General features: G+C 40.6%; 16 protein-coding genes and 1 pseudogene. 10 read left to right on the forward strand and 7 right to left on the reverse strand.

Annotated elements, in window-relative coordinates; genetic code table 11:
* Nucleotides 1–40 precede the first annotated feature (40 nt).
* From lepB to addA, 3 genes are all read left to right on the forward strand, one after another.
* On the forward strand, nt 41–589 hold the full coding sequence (lepB, locus tag FN924_RS05935) for a signal peptidase I (protein WP_143892642.1): 549 nt from the start codon (nt 41–43) through the stop codon (nt 587–589).
* A gap of 153 nt (nt 590–742) precedes the next feature.
* Nucleotides 743–4,234, forward strand: a complete 3,492-nt coding sequence (gene addB, locus FN924_RS05940; RefSeq protein WP_143892644.1) for a helicase-exonuclease AddAB subunit AddB — start codon at nt 743–745, stop codon at nt 4,232–4,234.
* Entirely contained in the window at nt 4,234–7,950 is a 3,717-nt protein-coding gene (addA, locus tag FN924_RS05945) for a helicase-exonuclease AddAB subunit AddA (RefSeq protein WP_143892646.1), read from the forward strand. The genes addB and addA overlap by 1 nt, the downstream gene beginning before the upstream one ends.
* A 41-nt stretch (nt 7,951–7,991) precedes the next feature.
* Here the strand turns inward: addA and FN924_RS05950 are convergent, their stop codons facing one another.
* The 6 genes from FN924_RS05950 to FN924_RS05975 all read right to left on the reverse strand — a co-directional run bounded on the left by FN924_RS05950 (nt 7,992) and on the right by FN924_RS05975 (nt 9,882).
* Nucleotides 7,992–8,210 carry a spore germination protein gene (locus tag FN924_RS05950; protein WP_143892648.1) on the reverse strand — a complete coding sequence of 73 codons (219 nt, stop codon included), beginning with the start codon at nt 8,208–8,210 and terminating at the stop codon, nt 7,992–7,994.
* Nucleotides 8,211–8,264: 54 nt separating this feature from the next.
* Complete coding sequence (locus FN924_RS05955; RefSeq protein WP_143892650.1) at nt 8,265–8,642, reverse strand: spore germination protein GerPE; 378 nt, start codon at nt 8,640–8,642, stop codon at nt 8,265–8,267.
* Nucleotides 8,639–8,827: a spore gernimation protein GerPD gene (locus FN924_RS05960; protein WP_143892652.1), complete on the reverse strand. Its 189-nt coding sequence runs from the start codon at nt 8,825–8,827 to the stop codon at nt 8,639–8,641. The genes FN924_RS05955 and FN924_RS05960 overlap by 4 nt, the downstream gene beginning before the upstream one ends.
* Nucleotides 8,817–9,380, reverse strand: coding sequence for a spore germination protein GerPC (gerPC, locus tag FN924_RS05965; protein WP_158633950.1), 564 nt, complete (start codon nt 9,378–9,380; stop codon nt 8,817–8,819). The genes FN924_RS05960 and gerPC overlap by 11 nt, the downstream gene beginning before the upstream one ends.
* A 65-nt stretch (nt 9,381–9,445) precedes the next feature.
* Entirely contained in the window at nt 9,446–9,655 is a 210-nt protein-coding gene (locus FN924_RS05970; protein WP_143892656.1) for a spore germination protein GerPB, read from the reverse strand.
* Complete coding sequence (locus FN924_RS05975) at nt 9,655–9,882, reverse strand: spore germination protein (protein ID WP_143892658.1); 228 nt, start codon at nt 9,880–9,882, stop codon at nt 9,655–9,657. Before FN924_RS05975 ends, FN924_RS05970 begins: the two co-directional genes overlap by 1 nt.
* Before the next feature lie 128 nt (nt 9,883–10,010).
* On the opposite strand from FN924_RS05975, the gene FN924_RS05980 reads away from it, so the two are divergent.
* The 4 genes and pseudogenes from FN924_RS05980 to FN924_RS19935 all read left to right on the forward strand — a co-directional run bounded on the left by FN924_RS05980 (nt 10,011) and on the right by FN924_RS19935 (nt 13,776).
* Entirely contained in the window at nt 10,011–11,210 is a 1,200-nt protein-coding gene (locus tag FN924_RS05980) for a DUF418 domain-containing protein (protein WP_143892660.1), read from the forward strand.
* A complete protein-coding gene (locus FN924_RS05985; protein ID WP_143892662.1) occupies nt 11,204–11,419 on the forward strand; it encodes a hypothetical protein in 216 nt (71 codons plus the stop codon). The genes FN924_RS05980 and FN924_RS05985 overlap by 7 nt, the downstream gene beginning before the upstream one ends.
* 5 nt (nt 11,420–11,424) lie before the next feature.
* On the forward strand, nt 11,425–11,841 hold the full coding sequence (locus FN924_RS05990) for a hypothetical protein (protein WP_143892664.1): 417 nt from the start codon (nt 11,425–11,427) through the stop codon (nt 11,839–11,841).
* A 216-nt stretch (nt 11,842–12,057) separates the two neighbouring features.
* Nucleotides 12,058–13,776 (forward strand): annotated as a pseudogene (locus tag FN924_RS19935) (IS1182 family transposase).
* Here FN924_RS19935 and FN924_RS06000 read toward each other — a convergent pair.
* On the reverse strand, nt 13,745–14,941 hold the full coding sequence (locus FN924_RS06000; RefSeq protein ID WP_143892666.1) for an ornithine--oxo-acid transaminase: 1,197 nt from the start codon (nt 14,939–14,941) through the stop codon (nt 13,745–13,747). The pseudogene FN924_RS19935 and the gene FN924_RS06000 overlap by 32 nt on opposite strands.
* 144 nt (nt 14,942–15,085) lie before the next feature.
* On the opposite strand from FN924_RS06000, the gene FN924_RS06005 reads away from it, so the two are divergent.
* From FN924_RS06005 to asnB, 3 genes are all read left to right on the forward strand, one after another.
* Nucleotides 15,086–15,457 carry a YisL family protein gene (locus FN924_RS06005; protein ID WP_143892668.1) on the forward strand — a complete coding sequence of 124 codons (372 nt, stop codon included), beginning with the start codon at nt 15,086–15,088 and terminating at the stop codon, nt 15,455–15,457.
* 86 nt (nt 15,458–15,543) lie between these two features.
* The gene (locus FN924_RS19080) at nt 15,544–15,705 is read left to right on the forward strand and encodes a hypothetical protein (RefSeq protein WP_194709692.1); all 162 of its coding nucleotides are present in this window, start codon (nt 15,544–15,546) and stop codon (nt 15,703–15,705) included.
* 72 nt (nt 15,706–15,777) lie between these two features.
* Nucleotides 15,778–17,634 carry an asparagine synthase (glutamine-hydrolyzing) gene (asnB, locus tag FN924_RS06010; RefSeq protein WP_143892670.1) on the forward strand — a complete coding sequence of 619 codons (1,857 nt, stop codon included), beginning with the start codon at nt 15,778–15,780 and terminating at the stop codon, nt 17,632–17,634.
* Nucleotides 17,635–17,687 lie beyond the last annotated feature (53 nt).

Raw genomic sequence — 17,687 nt, forward strand, 5'->3', positions numbered from 1 at the left:
GGGGTAAAATTCTTATAAGAAGACCTTGGAGGAAATTAACATGAATAAAAGAAGACTATGGAAAATAGCTCGGACGGTACTAGTTGGTGTTGTATTGGCAGCGGTTTTACGTTCTTTTTTATTTGCAAGCTATGTTGTAGACGGAAAATCCATGGAACCGACGTTGTATGATGGAAATTTATTAATGGTGAATAAGGTCGTCTATGATTGGAAGGACATTGATCGCTTTGATGTCATTATCTTCCATGCGAATAAAGAAGAGGATTATGTAAAACGAGTCATTGGTTTACCTGGTGACCAGATTGAATATAAACACGATCAATTGTATGTAAATGGAGAAAAAATTGAAGAGCACTACTTAGATTCCTTTAAAAAAGAAGCAAATGGAATATTGACAGAAGACTTCACATTAGAAGGAATAACAGGAAAGCAAGAAGTTCCAGAAGGTCACTTGTTCGTTATGGGAGATAACCGAAGAAAGAGCTTAGATAGTCGCTCCTTCGGATTTGTATCAAAGGACACAGTCGTTGGAAAGGTAGACATACGCTACTGGCCGGTGTCTCAAGTAGGTTTTAGCTTCAAATATTAAAAAATGAAATGAAAAAAGTACAGGGGGCTGTTCACTTGCCGAGGTGAACAGCCTCTTCTTGATATATGATAGAAATGCCAAATTTCTACGGACCTATCTAGTAAACAAACATGATAAAATAGAACTAGATGAAAAATGTAGGAGGAGAGTTCGTTGGGAATCCGATTTATGATAGGAAAAGCAGGAGCGGGGAAGAGTAGCGAAGTTCTCCGTGAAATAGAAGAAAAATTAAAACAGAACCCACAAGGGGCTCCAATTCTATATATTGTGCCTGACCAAATGACCTTTCAGCAAGAGTATGCCCTACTCAAAAAAGAAGGATTAACCGGTAGTATTCGTGCACAAGTATTTAGCTTCTCGAGATTAGCATGGAGAGTCCTTCAAGAAACAGGTGGGGGGACGAGGAAGCATATTAGTTCGACAGGGCTTCAAATGCTCCTAAGAAAAATTACAGAAGAACGAACGAGCGACTGGAGCATGTTTCAAAAAGCGATTGAAAAACAAGGCTTTATTCAGCAGTTGGAAACGATGCTTGCGGAATTTAAACGATATCGAATTACGCCAGATCTTCTTCGACAGCAAATGGCAACGATGGACCAGTACAAGCACCCGTATCCAGGTGAATTGGCGTTGCGAAATAAGTTAGATGATTTAACGTATATTTTTGATCATATGACGGAAGCCCTTGCAGGTCACTACATGGATAGTGAAGACCAGCTCCAGCTGTTAGCAGAGAAAATAGGCGAGGCAGATTTTTTAGTAGGTTCCGAGATTTACTTAGATGGGTTTCACCGTTTTACCCCACAGGAATTGCTTGTTGTGGAGGCATTATTAAAGCGGGCTGAACAGGTCACGGTCACGCTAACGATGGACCATCCAGCACAGACAGAACCCGTTTCAGAGTTAGATTTATTCTGCCAAACGAAGGAAACCTATCAAACGGTAGCATCACTTGCTAGGGAGCTTGGCATGGAAGTAGAATCTCCTATTCTATTAGAACCGATAGATGGTAGGTTTCAAGATAGGCCATATTTTGCCCACCTAGAAAAATATTTTGATGTACGTCCAGCACCAGCGTATCAAGAAGCGGCACCTATTCAAATTTTTCAAGCTGTTCATCCACGTGCAGAAGTAGAAGGAGTAGCACAGGAAATTCTTCGCTTAGTCCGAGAGAATGGATATCGCTATAAAGACATGGCTGTTTTTATCCGTCAAACCGAGGTGTACCATGATTTAATTGATACCGTGTTTGAGGATTATGGTATTCCAGTTTTTATTGATGAAAAACGTACGATGCTGAACCATCCGTTAATAGAACTTATTCGGTCTGGATTAGATGTAGTGGAAGGAAACTGGCGATACGATGCCGTATTTCGTTTGTTAAAAACAGGCTTTATTCCAATAACAGATACAGAATACCCTCTGACACCAGATGCGATTGATGAACTAGAGAATTATGTGCTTGAGTACGGAATTCGGGGAAGAAGTCGTTGGTTAGAGGACAAGCCGTGGATTTTCCAACGCTTTAGAGGTTTTGACCAAGCGTCCCAAACAGATAAAGAACGACAAATGCAAGAGAAAATCAATCATTATAGAGATCAAGTGAAAACGGCCTTAAAAGACTTTGACACGAACCTCCGCAGTGCTAAAACCGTAGTGGAACGAGCAGAAGCCATATATACGTGGTTAGAAGAGATGGAGGTTCCACAACAGCTAGAAACCATTCGCAATCAGTATGACGAAGAAGGCGAGAATGAATCTGGCCGTGAACAAGAGCAAGTGTGGGACGGAGTTATCCAACTGCTAGATGAGATGGTCGACATCATTGGGGAGCAATCGCTGTCACTATCCGTTTTCCGAACGGTGTTAGAAACAGGCTTAGAATCCCTTAAATTCTCGCATGTACCACCGAGTATGGACCATGTCGTCATCGGATCTATTGACCGTTCCCGGATGATGGGGGTTAAGTGTGCATTCTTATTAGGAGTGAACGAAGGCGTATGGCCAATGAAGCCGCCAAGCGATGGCATGATTACGGAGGAAGAGCGTGAACTGTTAGCAGAGCATGGAATGAAGCTAGCAGATGGTACAAAACGCCAATTGTTAGATGATTGGTTTTACGTATATCTTGCTTTCACTGCAGCACGAGATCGTCTTTGGGTTAGTTATCCATTAAGTGATGAAGAAGGGAAATCGAAGGTACCTTCTCAATTAATCCGACGGATAGAAGCCCTATTTCCGAATGTACAACATGCTTTATTACAAGATGCAGACGAAGAAAAGGATGCCAAGCGTTTTATTACAACACCGATTAAAACAAGAGCTGCGCTTACCGCACAGTTAGCAAAAAGCTTAAGAGGGTATCCAGTAGATCAGCTTTGGTATCATGTATTGAATTGGTACGTGGAACGAGAAGACAAAGCAAGTACGACGTACACCATCTTGCAAAGTCTTTATTATCAAAACGTGCCGATGAACTTATCTAAAAAAACAACAGAGCAGCTTTATCCTAAGAAGGTGCTTGCGAGTGTTTCTCGTTTAGAAATGTTTTATCGATGCTCCTATCAGCATTTTGCTCAATATAGTTTAGGGTTGCAGGAACGAAAAACGTATAAGCTAGATGCTCCGGATATAGGTCAGCTTTTCCACGAAGCATTAAAGCAAATTACAGAATGGATTCAGCAAGAGGGGAAAGAGTTTGCGGATATGCGGAAAGAGGATGCGGCACGATATGCGGGAAAAGCAATCCAGCATTTAGGCCCGATTCTGCAGCACCAAATATTACACAGCTCAAATCGTTACCAATATATTCAACAAAAGCTACAGGAAGTCATTGCACGTGCTGCTTTTGTACTAGGAGAGCAAGCTCGTCAAAGCAAGTTTTCACCTGTAGGTTTAGAGCTTGGATTTGGTCCGAATCAACAGCTTCCACCAATCACATTGGACCTTCCGAATGGCTATGAAATCCAATTACGGGGCCGAATTGACAGGGTAGACAAAGGTGTATTGGAGGATCAATTATTCTTACGAATTATTGATTATAAATCTAGTGCGAAAGGCTTGAATTTAACGGAAGTGTATTATGGATTAGCACTTCAAATGCTGGCGTATTTAGATGTTGTGCTCGAGCATTCTGAAACATGGCTTGGTGTTAAAGCTTCTCCGGCCGGAGTATTGTACTTCCATGTGCATAATCCGATGATTTCAGATAATAAAAAGCCGTCTGATTTAGATATTGAAGAGGCTTTATTTAAGAAATTTAAAATGCAAGGCTTGCTATTAGAGGATAAGCAAATAGCCCAAATGATGGATATTCATATGGATGGTGGAATAAGTAAGATCGTCCCTGCAGGACTGAAAAAGACGGGAGAGTTCCGCAAGGGCTCTCATACGGCAGAAAAAGAGACGTTCCAGCAATTACAAGGACACATCCGAGCGTTAATGACGGACGCTGGCTTAAGTATGACAAATGGAACAGTAGATTTAAACCCATTTCAGCAGAAGCAACAGACCGCTTGCACGTACTGTTCCTTCCGTTCCGTATGTCAGTTTGATCCGACACTGAAAGAAAACAATTATCGTAGATTACAAGATATGAAAGACGAAGATGTATTAGAAGCAATTCGAAGAAAGGACGATCAGTAATGCCGCAGTGGACGAAGGAACAAGAAGAGGCAATTTATTCGCATGGCAGTCATATTCTAGTAGCTGCTGCAGCTGGTTCTGGAAAAACGGCTGTTCTCGTAGAACGAATTATTCAGAAGTTATTAAACAAAGAAAATCCAATTGATATTGACCGTTTACTTGTTGTGACGTTTACAAATGCAGCAGCACAAGAAATGCGAAATAGAGTTGGAGAAGCCTTAGAAAAATCATTAGAACAGAATCCAGGCTCTCATCATTTAAAAAAGCAGCTTTCCTTATTGCAGCAGGCATCCATTTCAACTCTGCACTCGTTCTGTTTAGATGTTGTGAAGAAACATGCATACTTGCTAGATATTGATCCAGGTTTCCGAATTGCGGATGACATTGAAGCAGATATGATTCGTCAAGAAGTAATGGAAGAGTTGTTTGAAGATTGGTATGCGAAGGAAGACGAAGAGCAAGCAGCTTTCTTTCAGGTTGTTGATCGTTTTTCTAACGACAGAAGTGACTTGGAAGTAGAGGAATTAATCTCTACTTTATTCCACTTTGCGATGCAACATCCATCACCGGATGCATGGTTGGATGAAATGGCGAGCATGTACGAAGTCAGCGAGGATGCAGATGAGTCCTCTATTCCCTGGCTGTCTATTATTAAAAGAGAAGTAGGCAGCCAGCTACAGGCGATGCAAACGGAAGCGGAAGTCGCCCTAGCGTTAACAAAGGAAAGTGACGGTCCATACCAATATGCTGAGGCGATTGAAGTAGATTTACAAATGATCCAAGAAGCGAAGGCAAAACTGGCAATGTCTTGGGATGAACTGCGAGACACGTTGTTAGGACGAAGCTTTCCTGCTTTATCTCGTAAAAAGATGGATTGTTCGGATGAAAAGAAAGAGAAAACAAAGAAACTCCGTGACTCTTATAAAAAAAGATGGAAAAGCTTAGCGGAGGATTGGTTTTCCCGTCAGCTTTCATCGTACTTGCAAGATATGAATGAGCTTTATCCAACCATGAAACAGCTTACGGTGCTTGTTCGTGACTTCAAAGAACGCTATGAAACAATGAAGAAGGAAAAAGCACTAGTTGATTTTTCTGATTTAGAGCATTACTGCTTGCACATTTTAATGGATGAATCCTCTCAACCGGGGGATTGGAAGCCATCCAGCGTAGCCAGAGAGTTTAAGCAAAAGTTTACCGAGATACTCGTAGATGAATATCAGGATACTAACCTTGTTCAAGAAACTATTCTATCTCTCATTTCAGACCAAGAGCATGCGGGAAATATGTTCATGGTTGGAGATGTAAAACAAAGTATCTATCGCTTTCGTCATGCCGAACCGAGCTTGTTCTTGAATAAGTACAAGCAATTTGCCGAGGAAGCCCATCCTGGTAAACGAATCGATTTAGCAAGAAATTTCCGGAGTAGAGAGCAAGTGTTATCTGCGACAAACTATATTTTTAGACAGCTTCTTAATGAAGAAGTTGGGGAAATGAATTACGAGAAAGATGCAGAGCTCATTTATGCTAATAAAATTTATGATGAATTAACGCTACAAAATGCTGAAGCGGAATTAGTCATCATCGACCGTGAGACGAACGAAGAAAAAGACCAGCAGGACGGCGAAGAGGATTTTCAAGATTTAGAGAAAGCACAGCTAGAAGCAAGAGCCTATGGTCAGCGTATTAAAGGGTGGATTGGGAATGACAGTCACCCCCCTTTAAAAGTCGTGGATAAAGCGACTGGAACACAACGAGATATTCAATACCGCGATATCGTCATCCTACTGCGATCCATGACATGGGCACCAACGATTGTTGAAGAATTAAAAAAACAAGGAATTCCAGTATATGCGGAGCTTTCCACTGGCTATTTTGAAGCCATTGAAGTAAAAGTAATGCTCAGTGTCTTAAAGGTTATTGATAATCCAAAGCAGGATATTCCATTAGCCGCGGTTTTACGTTCTCCGATTGTTGGACTAAATGAAGAAGACTTAGCCCAAATTCGTTTAAACCGTAAGCAAGATAGCTACTATGATGCGTTAATTACGTTTGAAACAGAGGATTCAGATAAAAGGCAAAAGCTACAACAATTTAGGACGCAGCTCCAAGAGTGGAGAAGAAGAGCTCGCCAAGGTTCTTTATCTGATTTGATTTGGCAAATTTATCGAGAAACCGGTTATTATGATTTTGTTGGTGGAATCCCTGGTGGCAGACAAAGACAGGCGAACCTTCGGGCACTCTATGATCGGGCAAGAAGCTATGAAGCTACATCGTTCCGAGGGTTATTTCGATTCCTGCGTTTTATCGAGCGAATGGAGGAACGAGGGGATGACCTGGGAGCAGCTCGTGCACTTGGAGAGCAAGAAGACGTTGTCCGAATTATGACCATCCATAAGAGTAAAGGATTAGAGTTTCCAATCGTTATTCTTGGCGCAATGGATAAGCAATTCAATGAACAAGATTTAAAGCAAAAGTACTTGTTGCACAAGGATTTAGGGTTTGGCAGCAAGTATATTGACCCGGTGAAACGGATTATGTATCCAACTCTAGCTTACCATGCACTTAAAAAAGAAAAGCAAAGAGAATTGCTAGCAGAAGAGATGCGCGTGCTTTATGTAGCCCTAACAAGAGCCAAGGAAAAACTTGTGATGGTAGGAAATGTCGCGTCCTTTGAGAAAAAACAGGAAAAATGGCAAGAGATTATCGATCATCCGGAGTGGGTACTTCCTCCTCATTATCGATTAGAAACGAAAAGCTATTTAGATTGGGTAGCGCCTTCGCTAATTCGTCATGTAGCAAACGAAAAGCTCCGAAATGTGGATCTAACTATTCAAGTTCCAGAAGACATTCGTCAGGATCAATCTTCTTGGAACGTAGAGATTGTCCATGGTAGTGAGCTTGCTAATCTGAAGGAAGAGGATGCAGAGAAAGACTTCGATTTACAGGAAGTTATTACAGAATGGAAGCCGGTCCCAAATTTAGACGCAGAGGTAGACGAAGAAGTGAATCGAATCTTATCCTTCGAATACGAGCACAAACTAGCAGCTGTCCATCGGGCCAAACAATCGGTGACGGAGCTTAAAAGACAAAGACAATTACAAGATGAATTTAGTGATCACCAATTAATCGAGGCTTATAAAACACCGATTGTGAAACGACCACGTTTCATGCAAAAACAAAAATCGTTAACAGCATCGGAAAAAGGTAGTGCACTTCATACAGTGATGCAGCACCTTCCATTGACAAAGGTATGGACCGCAGCAGAAATTAATGAGATGGTCGTTTCCTATGTAACCAAGGAAATATTGACGGAGGAAGAAGCGGAAACAATTAACGCACAGGACATCATTACATTTTTAGAATCAGAGCTCGGTCAACAAGTCATTCAAGCTGAAGAAGTTCATCGAGAAATACCGTTCAGCTTTGTACTACCGGCACATGAGGTTTATGCGGATTGGCAAGGTGAAACGGATGAGCAGGTGTTAATTCAAGGGGTTATCGACTGTGCTATTCCTCATCAAGATGGTTGGATGATTATCGACTATAAAACAGACGCCATGCCAAACCAGATAACGGATTCTGTAATTCAAAAGTACGGTAATCGGTATGAAACACAACTTACCTTATATGGAAGAGCACTTGAAGAGATTTGGAGAAAACCAGTTTACGAGAAATATTTATATTTCTTTAATGGACCATTTCAGGTGAAAATGTAACATATTGAGAGCCCCGTACTGTATAAAACGGGGCTCTATTCCTATGCATTTGCTGAGACGTTTTGATCGGCGGCATCAGGGTCATTTGTAACGGTTGAACTCCATCCATTGTTTGTATTAATAAAATCCCCTGTATTAAATCCTCCTGAACCTGCAGCAGTTTTGGATGTGCTTTTTGGAGCTAGATAAAAACTATCTCCAAAATTTACAACTCCACCACTTACACTATTTATTTTTAACGGTCCTACTGCGGATGGCATAATAAACACCTACTTATAAATAGTTTGTACACTGTAGCATATTCAATTATTCGCTTATTGTTGCGGACTTAAAATACGAATGTGCTTAATCCTAGACTCAGCTTCAATACGATTTAGGCTCCCGATTTGGTAAAGAGAAGAAGAGGAAACACCAAGAACCTGAACTTGATTTACATCAATAAAGGGCTGATGATGATTGCTAGAATATGAAAATGGAGTTAACGGCAGTCCTTTGACTTGAACCTCTTCTGAAAATATGGAGTAACGTTCAAAGGGAAAGCCCTTGTCTGTCGAATGAGGTCGACCAGATTTTTGAACAGCTATAGCATTGGTTTTTGGTTGAAAAGCAGACGCATCTCCTACTTCAAAGAAAGAACTATAAGAGATAGTTGCAATCGTAACCTTCCGAACTCGAGATATTCTTTTTTTCATCTTTGGAACGTCCCTCCTCCTAAAGGAACGAGTGAACCAGCAATATACGAGTCAGGAGGAGTGTCGTAATAGGATACTAGGTTTGCTTCTTCCATATCCCCAATTAAAAAGAGAGAGGAAGAGGAAACACCAGTTATTTGGACATCGCCAACCTGTAAATCCCAGTTATGAACTTCAAGTTTCATTATTGCTATCCCCTTTTTCCAGCTCTCTTATAAAGAATTGCTGAAGAGAGTGGTCAATTTCCTGGCTAATAACTGGATAGAGAGAGTGCTCTGGAGTTTGTTCTTTTCTATAGTAGGCCAACCGTCCGGACAGTTGAGTTCTTATGTCTGTCAGTATTTCCTTTTCAAAGTTATCGTCTATTGGAACCTGATACTCTTTGGATAATTGTTGGATTCTGTTAGGTAGTTCCTTGTTTACATAAGTATGGAGCTGTTGAAGAATTGGATCTCGTGCTTCTAGGCTATTAGGTTCGTTTCGTCTTGGTGGGATCTGTAATGCGGTCGAATCCATGGAAGAAAGTTCTTCAGGACTTAATCCGATATGGAGTGTTCCATCGAGACGTTCAATTTTTAATTGGTCAAAATTGTACTCTAATTTTTCCACTACCGTATGTTGCTTCTTATCATTTTCTAAAGCGAGGACTCGCTGCTCTAAATCATCAATTTTTCTTTGTTGTTCGCCTACGTACGTGTGTAATTGTTGTAAGTAATCATTCCAATTGTAATAATACAACGTCAAAAACTCCTTCCCACTGAAGTCCTGATATTAGCCTATGACTTGGGAATAGGATTGGTGATTTAGGAAGGTGGAGCAAGTGGAACAATAGGACCTTCTAATTGATCTTCTGTTAAAGCATCCTCTGCAAGCCCAACAAAGCCACCAGTGTTATATAAGTCTGCTTTCGCATTAATTTGCCCAGAGGTTCCAATCTGTAAAACGGAAGAATTGGATACAGTTTGTACCCTTAATATGTTAATGTGAATGTTCTGATAGACAGTGATGTTCATCAAATTCCTCCTTCATCCACTATTGGCTGGTCAATATTATCTGTGTCCCTTACGATAGTTGTGGATCGATTTAAGTCGATATAAATACCATTTCCTGTATTGAAAGAACCGCCACCAGCAAATGTTTTGACATAGGATTCGGGGTTCATCGCATATACATCCCCCACATTAAAAATACTGGATGACGATACGGTAATCACTTTAATGGCTCCAACTACAGCTGGCACGCTGATTCCTCCCTTCTAATAGAGCGTATGTAGAGGAATCTTTTGATGTTCAGTCCTCAAAAAAGTAATGCTTCACCACATTTGAATTATAAGATACTATTAAGTGAGAATGGATTGGAGGAGTAAGAATGAGCCAAGGCACCCCTTTATCGGAGAAAAGCCGTCTTTCCTGGATTGATGCAGGCCGTGGTTTAGCTATTTTTGGGATTTTTATGGTCAACACCCCTGCGTTTCATGCCCCATATTTTTTATATGGAGAAACGAAAATGGTTTGGGATCTCCCATATCAAGTTGCCATACAAACGATCATTGATATATTTTTTCAAGCTAGTTTTTATACACTTTTTTCCTTTTTATTTGGATTTGGAATCCAAATCATGATTGATAGATTAGGGGAAAAAGAAATTCCTTTTAAACCAGTTATTTTTCGGAGACTATGTGTTTTATTAGGATTTGGCTTCATTCATGCTTTTTTAATTTGGCATGGTGACATATTGCTCTCCTATGGAAGTATCGGCTTCCTGTTATTTGCTTTTTTTGGTCGAAAGAATAAAACCCTCCTTACTTGGAGTCTCTCGTTGCTTATTGTGCCTACCTTATTATATACGTGGCTTCTATTTTTAGTGCGTCAATATCTGACAGGGGATATGTCCGATTACGGTGCGATAGAATCCTCCCTTGAGAACTATGGTCACGGTTCTTTACTAGATATATGGGGGCAGAATTATCAAGATTGGATGTACGTCAATTTTGGCATTAATTTTATTTTTCTTATCCTAAGTTTGTTGCCAATGTTTTTATTAGGTATGTTTTTTGCGAGAAAACGGTGGTTACATGATGTGTCTAAACATCGGAGTATTCTAAGAAAAATATGGTGGACGACTCTATTACTCTTTTTAATTGGGAAAGCAGCTCCTTATCTGATAGGGAATCCACTTTGGTTATCCTCTTATCAAGATACCATTGGGGGATCTGCCTCTGCTATTTTTTATATTGTGACGATAGCCCTGCTTTATCAGAAAGTGTTCATCGTAAACTGGTTCAAGCCGCTTGAATATGTTGGACGAATGTCCTTAAGTAATTACTTATTTCAATCGGTTGTAAGCTTTTTCTTGTACTATTCCGTTGGATTGGGATTGTATGGTGAAATTACTCCGGGTATTAGTGTACTGATTGTGATTATAATCTTCACGTTACAAGTTATAGGGAGTAAGCTATGGTTCCGTTCCTTTTATTATGGACCCGTTGAATGGATATGGAAAAGTCTAACCTACAGGAAAAAGCAAAAAAATGAAGAGAGAATTAGTTGGAGGTCAGCGAAATGTTGATAGAACTACTTAAAAAGGAATTGTTCCAGAGATGGGACAAACAGGATGATATTTCGAATCGAGAAGTTCAATTATTACAAACTCAAATGCGAAGCTTTAAAATCACACAATTTCTAGCCGTTATGCTTGGGTTATTTTTAGGGTTTGTTATGTTTCTCTCAATGTTTTCGACGGTTCTACCTTTTTCAAGAGAACTGTTTGGAGCATAGCTGTCGTGATCCTAACGATTGTGGCTTGGATTCAAGGGAAGCATTGGTATCGAACAACTTCTAAAGCATTAGGATTAGGTGTTATGGTCTTTGGTTTTATGGGTATTGGAACTATAAGTTTCTTTCTAATGGAACGAATCGGATTTCCAGCATCGTATGGATTTTTCTTTTGGGTTATTATCGGTATTTTTATCTATGCTGTATTTATAGATTTAACGTTCTATACGTTAACGGCTTGGATTGTGACCATTGGTCAGCTATATGAAGGAATGGCCGAAAGAAATTTTTCTATTCTGCTAGCGCTTGCTCTTATATTTGGACTAGCTCACTTCGCTTGGCATCACGCAAATTTATTTTACGCAGTGTTATTTTTACTGGCACTGTTCGTTCATGCGTATATGTTCTTTTCCTTCGGTATATAAAAATGGGGCTGTCCCATAAGTCTGTATAGACTAATTGGGACAGCCCTTTTCTTTTATTACTGTTGGTGCCGGAAAAGTGGCATTGGGAAACGATTCCCTTCCCAAATTGGCAATCAACAATGCAAAAATCTTCTCTTTTACATACAAAAAAATCGCCTCATTCGTTATAATGTAAGCGACCAAACCAACAAAAAACGAAAAGTGAGGCGATTTTTTATGAGTAACTCTTCGGCTACTTTCATTGATTATAACATGGGTCAGTTGGTTCTACCAATGGACTTCAGTGATTTAATTCCAGAGGACCATGTGGTCCGCGTCATTCATGCCATGGTGGAACAGGTGAATGATGATATCTTCTTTTCCCAATACCAAGGGGGTGGCCGGAGCTCCTATCATCCCAAAATGATGACAAAAGTTATCTTATACGCCTACACGCAAAAAATCTACTCCTGCCGTGAAATCGCCAAAGCCCTTCGGGAACATCTCCCGATGATGTGGCTGGCCGGCCAACAGACACCAGATTTCCGAACCATCAACCGGTTCCGCTCAGAACGTATGAAGGCAATTATTGAACCTTTATTCACGGAGTTGATTTCTAATCGATCAAGAGTACATATCCATGGACAACTACTTCCTTGATGGAACCAAAATCGAGGCGAATGCCAATAAATACACGTTTGTGGAAAAAATCTGTCCAACGTTACGAAGAAAAACTACAGGAAAAATTGGATCAAACATTCGCGGATATTGAAGATGCCATTGAGATGGATGAAAAAATACTTCCGGATGAAGGGTCTCCTGCCAAGCGAGTAACTTCGGAGCAACTCGAAAAAGTTGTCGAGCAGGTAGAAACCCAGGTAGAACAGGCGGAAAAAGCCGTCGAAGAAGAAAATGATAAGGAAAAAGAAAGAAAAAAAGGAAGTATTCCGTGCTAAACGACGTATCTATAAAACGTTGAGCCAGGACTACCTACCTCGTTTAAAAAGTATGAAACCCAGCTGGCCACCTTCGGTGACCGGAACAGTTATTCCAAGACAGACACGGATGCCACCTTTGCGAATGAAAGAAGATCATATGAAGAATGGACAACTGAAACCTGGTTATAATGTGCAGGCAGGAACAGAAAATCAATTCATCCTCGGCTACTCGATCCATCAGCGTCCAACGGACACCCGTTGTTTTGAACCACACATTCAAAAACTACAGGCCAGAGAGCTTCCGTTCCCTAATACAATTGTCGCTGATGGAGGGTATGGTGGAGAAGTCAATTATAAATACGCAAAGAAGGAAGGGTTTGAAACACTCATTCCCTACAACACGATGCGAAAAGAGCAGTCCCGTTCGTTCAAGAAAGACCCAAGTCAGGTTATGAACTGGGAGTACAAGGAGGATGGGGATTATTACATTTGTCCGAATGGACGAAAAGTTCTTTTTCAATTCCACTCGCACCGTACCGATCGGTACGGCTATACGCGAACATTCAAGGTCTATGAATGCGAAGAGTGTAGTGGATGCCCATTAAAAGAAAAGTGCACGAAAGCAAAAGGAAACCGGCGCGTTTACTATAACCCGGCATTTGAACAACTGAAGAAGGAAGCAAGGGAAAACCTTTGGTGTGACAAAGGAGCACGTATCTACGCCAGACGAAAAGTGGAGGTGGAAAGTGTGTTCGGTCATATCAAGGGCAATCGGTCGTTCCGGCGATTTTCTCTTCGTGGGATCGATAAAGTAAGGATAGAGTTTGGACTGGTCGCGATGGCCCACAACTTCCTGAAACAGGCAGAGTGGAACCGCCTGTTTCATAGCGGAAATAAGCTCACACCGAAAAAGCCACGGAGAAAAATGAATATCTCCGTGGCTTTTTCATTTCAAAGAGGCCTTTTGAGACAGCCCCATCCTTTTATTATACAGATAGAACTTCTTTTATTTTTGTAATTGCCCAATCTAAGTCTTCTTGTTCGATGACTAGTGGTGGGGCGAAACGAATGACATTTTCATGGGTTTCTTTACAAAGTAAGCCTTTTTCTTTTAATTGTTCACAGTAAGATCTTGCTGGTTCATGGAGTTCTACTCCAATAAATAACCCTTTTCCTCTGATTTCTTTAATAGCAGGATTATTGATTTTTTTCAATTCTTCCATCATGTATGTTCCAAGCTCTAAAGAGCGGTCTGCTAGTTTTTCCTCTTCCAACACTTCAAGGGAAGCGAGTGATACTGCGCAAGCTAGTGGGTTACCACCAAATGTAGAGCCGTGAGACCCAGGGTTGAATACACCTAATATATCGCCGTTTGCAACGACGCATGAGATAGGGAATACACCGCCGCCCAATGCTTTACCAAGAATCAGCATATCTGGTGTAACATTTTCCCAATCACAAGCAAACATTTTACCACTTCGTCCTAATCCTGCTTGTATCTCATCCGCAATAAACAAGACGTTGTTGGCTTTACAAACTTCGGATGCTTGTTTTAAGAAACCTTCTGGTGGAATGACAATTCCTGCTTCCCCTTGGATTGGCTCTACTAAAAAAGCTACCGTATTTTCTGTGATCGCTTCTTTAAGTGCTTCTACATCTCCATATGGAATCAGTTTAATACCAGGTAGCATCGGTCCAAATCCACGTTGGTATTCCTCATCAGAAGATAAGGAAACAGCTGTCATCGTTCTTCCGTGGAAGTTGCCCACACAAGCAATGATTTCAGCTTGGTTATCTGCAACTCCTTTTACATCATAGGCCCAACGGCGAGCTGCTTTAATCGCTGTTTCTACAGCCTCCGCACCTGTGTTCATTGGTAATGTCATTTCTTTATTTGTCAGTTTGCAAACCTTTTCATACCAAGGTCCTAATTGATCGTTATGGAAAGCTCTTGACGTTAGCGTTACACGATCAGCTTGATCTTTTAAGGCTTGGATGATTTTAGGATGACGATGTCCTTGATTCACTGCAGAATAGGCACTAAGCATATCCATATAGCGATTACCTTCTGGATCCTCTACCCAAACACCCTCCGCTTTTGATACCACGATCGGAAGCGGGTGATAGTTTTTTGCCCCGAATTCTTGTGTTTGTTCGATGATTTCTTGACTAGATCGTACCATATAACCCCTCCGTTTCATAAATAAACCATACGAATTCATTATAACAGTTTTTTTTTAATGTATCTTTCCTCATCTATGTAAATGGTTCACCATAATGGATAAACATGGTATGATATCCTTGATAACAAATAAGGAGGGCAAGCGATGAATACACATCTACATATTACCTCTTGGGTACTAGCGATTATTTTGTTACTTGTAGCATTGTCATTTTACAAGAAAGATAATCAAAAGGCTGGAAAAATGGTACACATGATTTTGCGATTAGATTATTTGTTAATATTGTATTCTGGTGGGGCTTTGTTGACAGATTACTTTGAAACCGGTGCAATGCTCCCAGAAGTAATTACAAAACTATTAGCTGGTATTTGGGTGATTGGTGCTGTTGAAATGATTTTAATGAAGACGGCAAAAGAAAAACCGGCTCGTGGGGCATGGATTCAGTTTGCGATAGCATTCGTTCTCGTTCTAGCTCTTGGTTTTGGACGCTTACCATTAGGAGTACATCTCTTTTAATCCTAAAAATCTTATCACAACAAGTGATAAGATTTTTTTGTAGGTAAAATATAACTATTAATAAGCATTTCGGGAGGAGGGAAAGCATGAACGCATTTTGGTATGGATTGTTTGCAGTGATACTTGCTGTGTTGTCGTTTTTCACTGGGGAAATCGTTACTTTTTTAATGCTCGGATTCGTATTAATAAGCTTACAAAACATTCATATGACATTGAAGAAATTAGTTCAACAGAAAGAAAATGAGTAAATTTCTGCACATTACTGATGACAGCTGCATAGCATGTAAGGTGCTTTAATACACAGAAAGGATGTTGTCAGCATGTGTGGAATTACCGGTTGGGTTGATTTCAATCGAGATTTAACAAGAGAGACGTCCAATATCCGCAAGATGTCGAATGCTATCCAACATAGAGGACCAGACGCGTATGGAGAATGGATCGAAAAAGACTATGCGTTTGGGCATCGTAGGCTCATTGTAGTGGACCCAGACGGTGGGAAACAACCGATGGAATGCTCTGTCGGAGATGATAACTTCGTATTGGTCTATAATGGTGAACTTTATAATACAGAAGATATTCGGAAAGAATTACTTAACCTTGGGTGGACGTTTAACGGACATTCAGACACTGAAGTATTATTAAAAAGCTATGCCCAATGGCGCGAAAAATGTGTGGAGAAATTTAATGGCATATTCGCGTTTGCTATTTGGGATTCTGAAAAGGAACATTTATTTATTGCACGAGATCGTGTAGGGGTTAAGCCACTTTTTTATACGGAAAAGGATGGCGGTTTCCTATTTGGTTCCGAGATTAAAGCATTACTCGCTCATGAAGAGATCGAGCCTATTTTAGATAAGGACGGATTAAGCGAGATTCTTGCATTAGGGCCTTCTCGTACACCAGGAAATGGGGTCTTCAAAGGAATTTACGAGCTACGTGCTGGTCATGTTGGTGTATTCAATAGAGAAGGATTCCAAACATGGAGATATTGGAATGTGGTCAGTACGGCCCATACAGATGATGTGGAAGAAACAGCCGATACCATTCGTTATTTATTTCAAGATGCAGTAGAGCGTCAGCTTGTATCGGATGTACCTCTTGGAACGTTCCTGTCTGGTGGTGTGGATTCCAGTGCCATAACAGCTATTGCGGCGAACTATTTAAAAAAAGATACATCGAAAGAGCAGGAGCAATTAAATACATTTTCGATTGACTATGAAGATAATGATAAATATTTTACTTCAAGTAGCTTTCAACCAAATAGTGACCAAGAATTCTTAGGCATCGTTGTAGAGGATAATAACACGAACCATCACAATTTTGTAATGGATAATAAAGAACTAGCGGACCGTTTAAAACGTGCGGTGGAGCTTCGTGATTTACCAGGAATGGCAGATGTGGATTCCTCGTTATTTTGGTTCTGTGAAAAGACGAAAGAGATTGTAACGGTAGCTCTTTCTGGTGAATGTGCGGATGAGATATTTGGTGGATATCCTTGGTTTTATCGGGAGGATGATTTAGCGCGGGAAGGCTTTCCGTGGATTCGTTCCTCCGAAGTAAGACGATCTTTACTAACCGATGAATGGAAAGAAAAACTAGATTTACAAGGTTATATGCTCAGTAAGTATCAAGAAACAATTGATGAAACGCCTGACTTTGAAGGCGATAGCGAGCTAGAGAGACAAAGACGACAAATGTTCTACTTGAATATGCATTGGTTCATGCCAACGTTATTGGATCGTAAGGATCGCATGAGTATGGGGGCAAGCTTTGAAGCGAGGGTTCCTTTTAGTGATCACCGCTTAATTGAGTACGTGTGGAATATCCCATGGGAAATGAAAACATATCGTGGTCGAGAGAAAGGAATTCTTCGAAAAGCATTGGAAGGACTGTTGCCAGATGAGATTCTTTACCGTAAGAAAAGCCCGTATCCTAAAACACATAATCCAGTGTACACAGAAGCAGTTGTAACGTGGTTAAATGAAATATTGGAGGATCCGAACGCTCGTTTGTTTGAGATCTTTGATCGAGAAGCGGTGAAGAAGTTAGTCGAAAGCGAAGGAAAAGAAATCGAAGCACCATGGTTCGGTCAATTGATGACAGGACCACAGCTCTTAGCTCATTTAGGACAGATTGATCATTGGTTACGTAAATATCATGTGAAAATAGAAGTTTAATGGATAGAGTGCCTAGCAAATAGCTAGGCACTATTTTTTTGTGCCCGACATAT

The organism is Radiobacillus deserti (assembly GCF_007301515.1).
GTDB classification, from domain to species: domain Bacteria; phylum Bacillota; class Bacilli; order Bacillales; family Amphibacillaceae; genus Radiobacillus; species Radiobacillus deserti.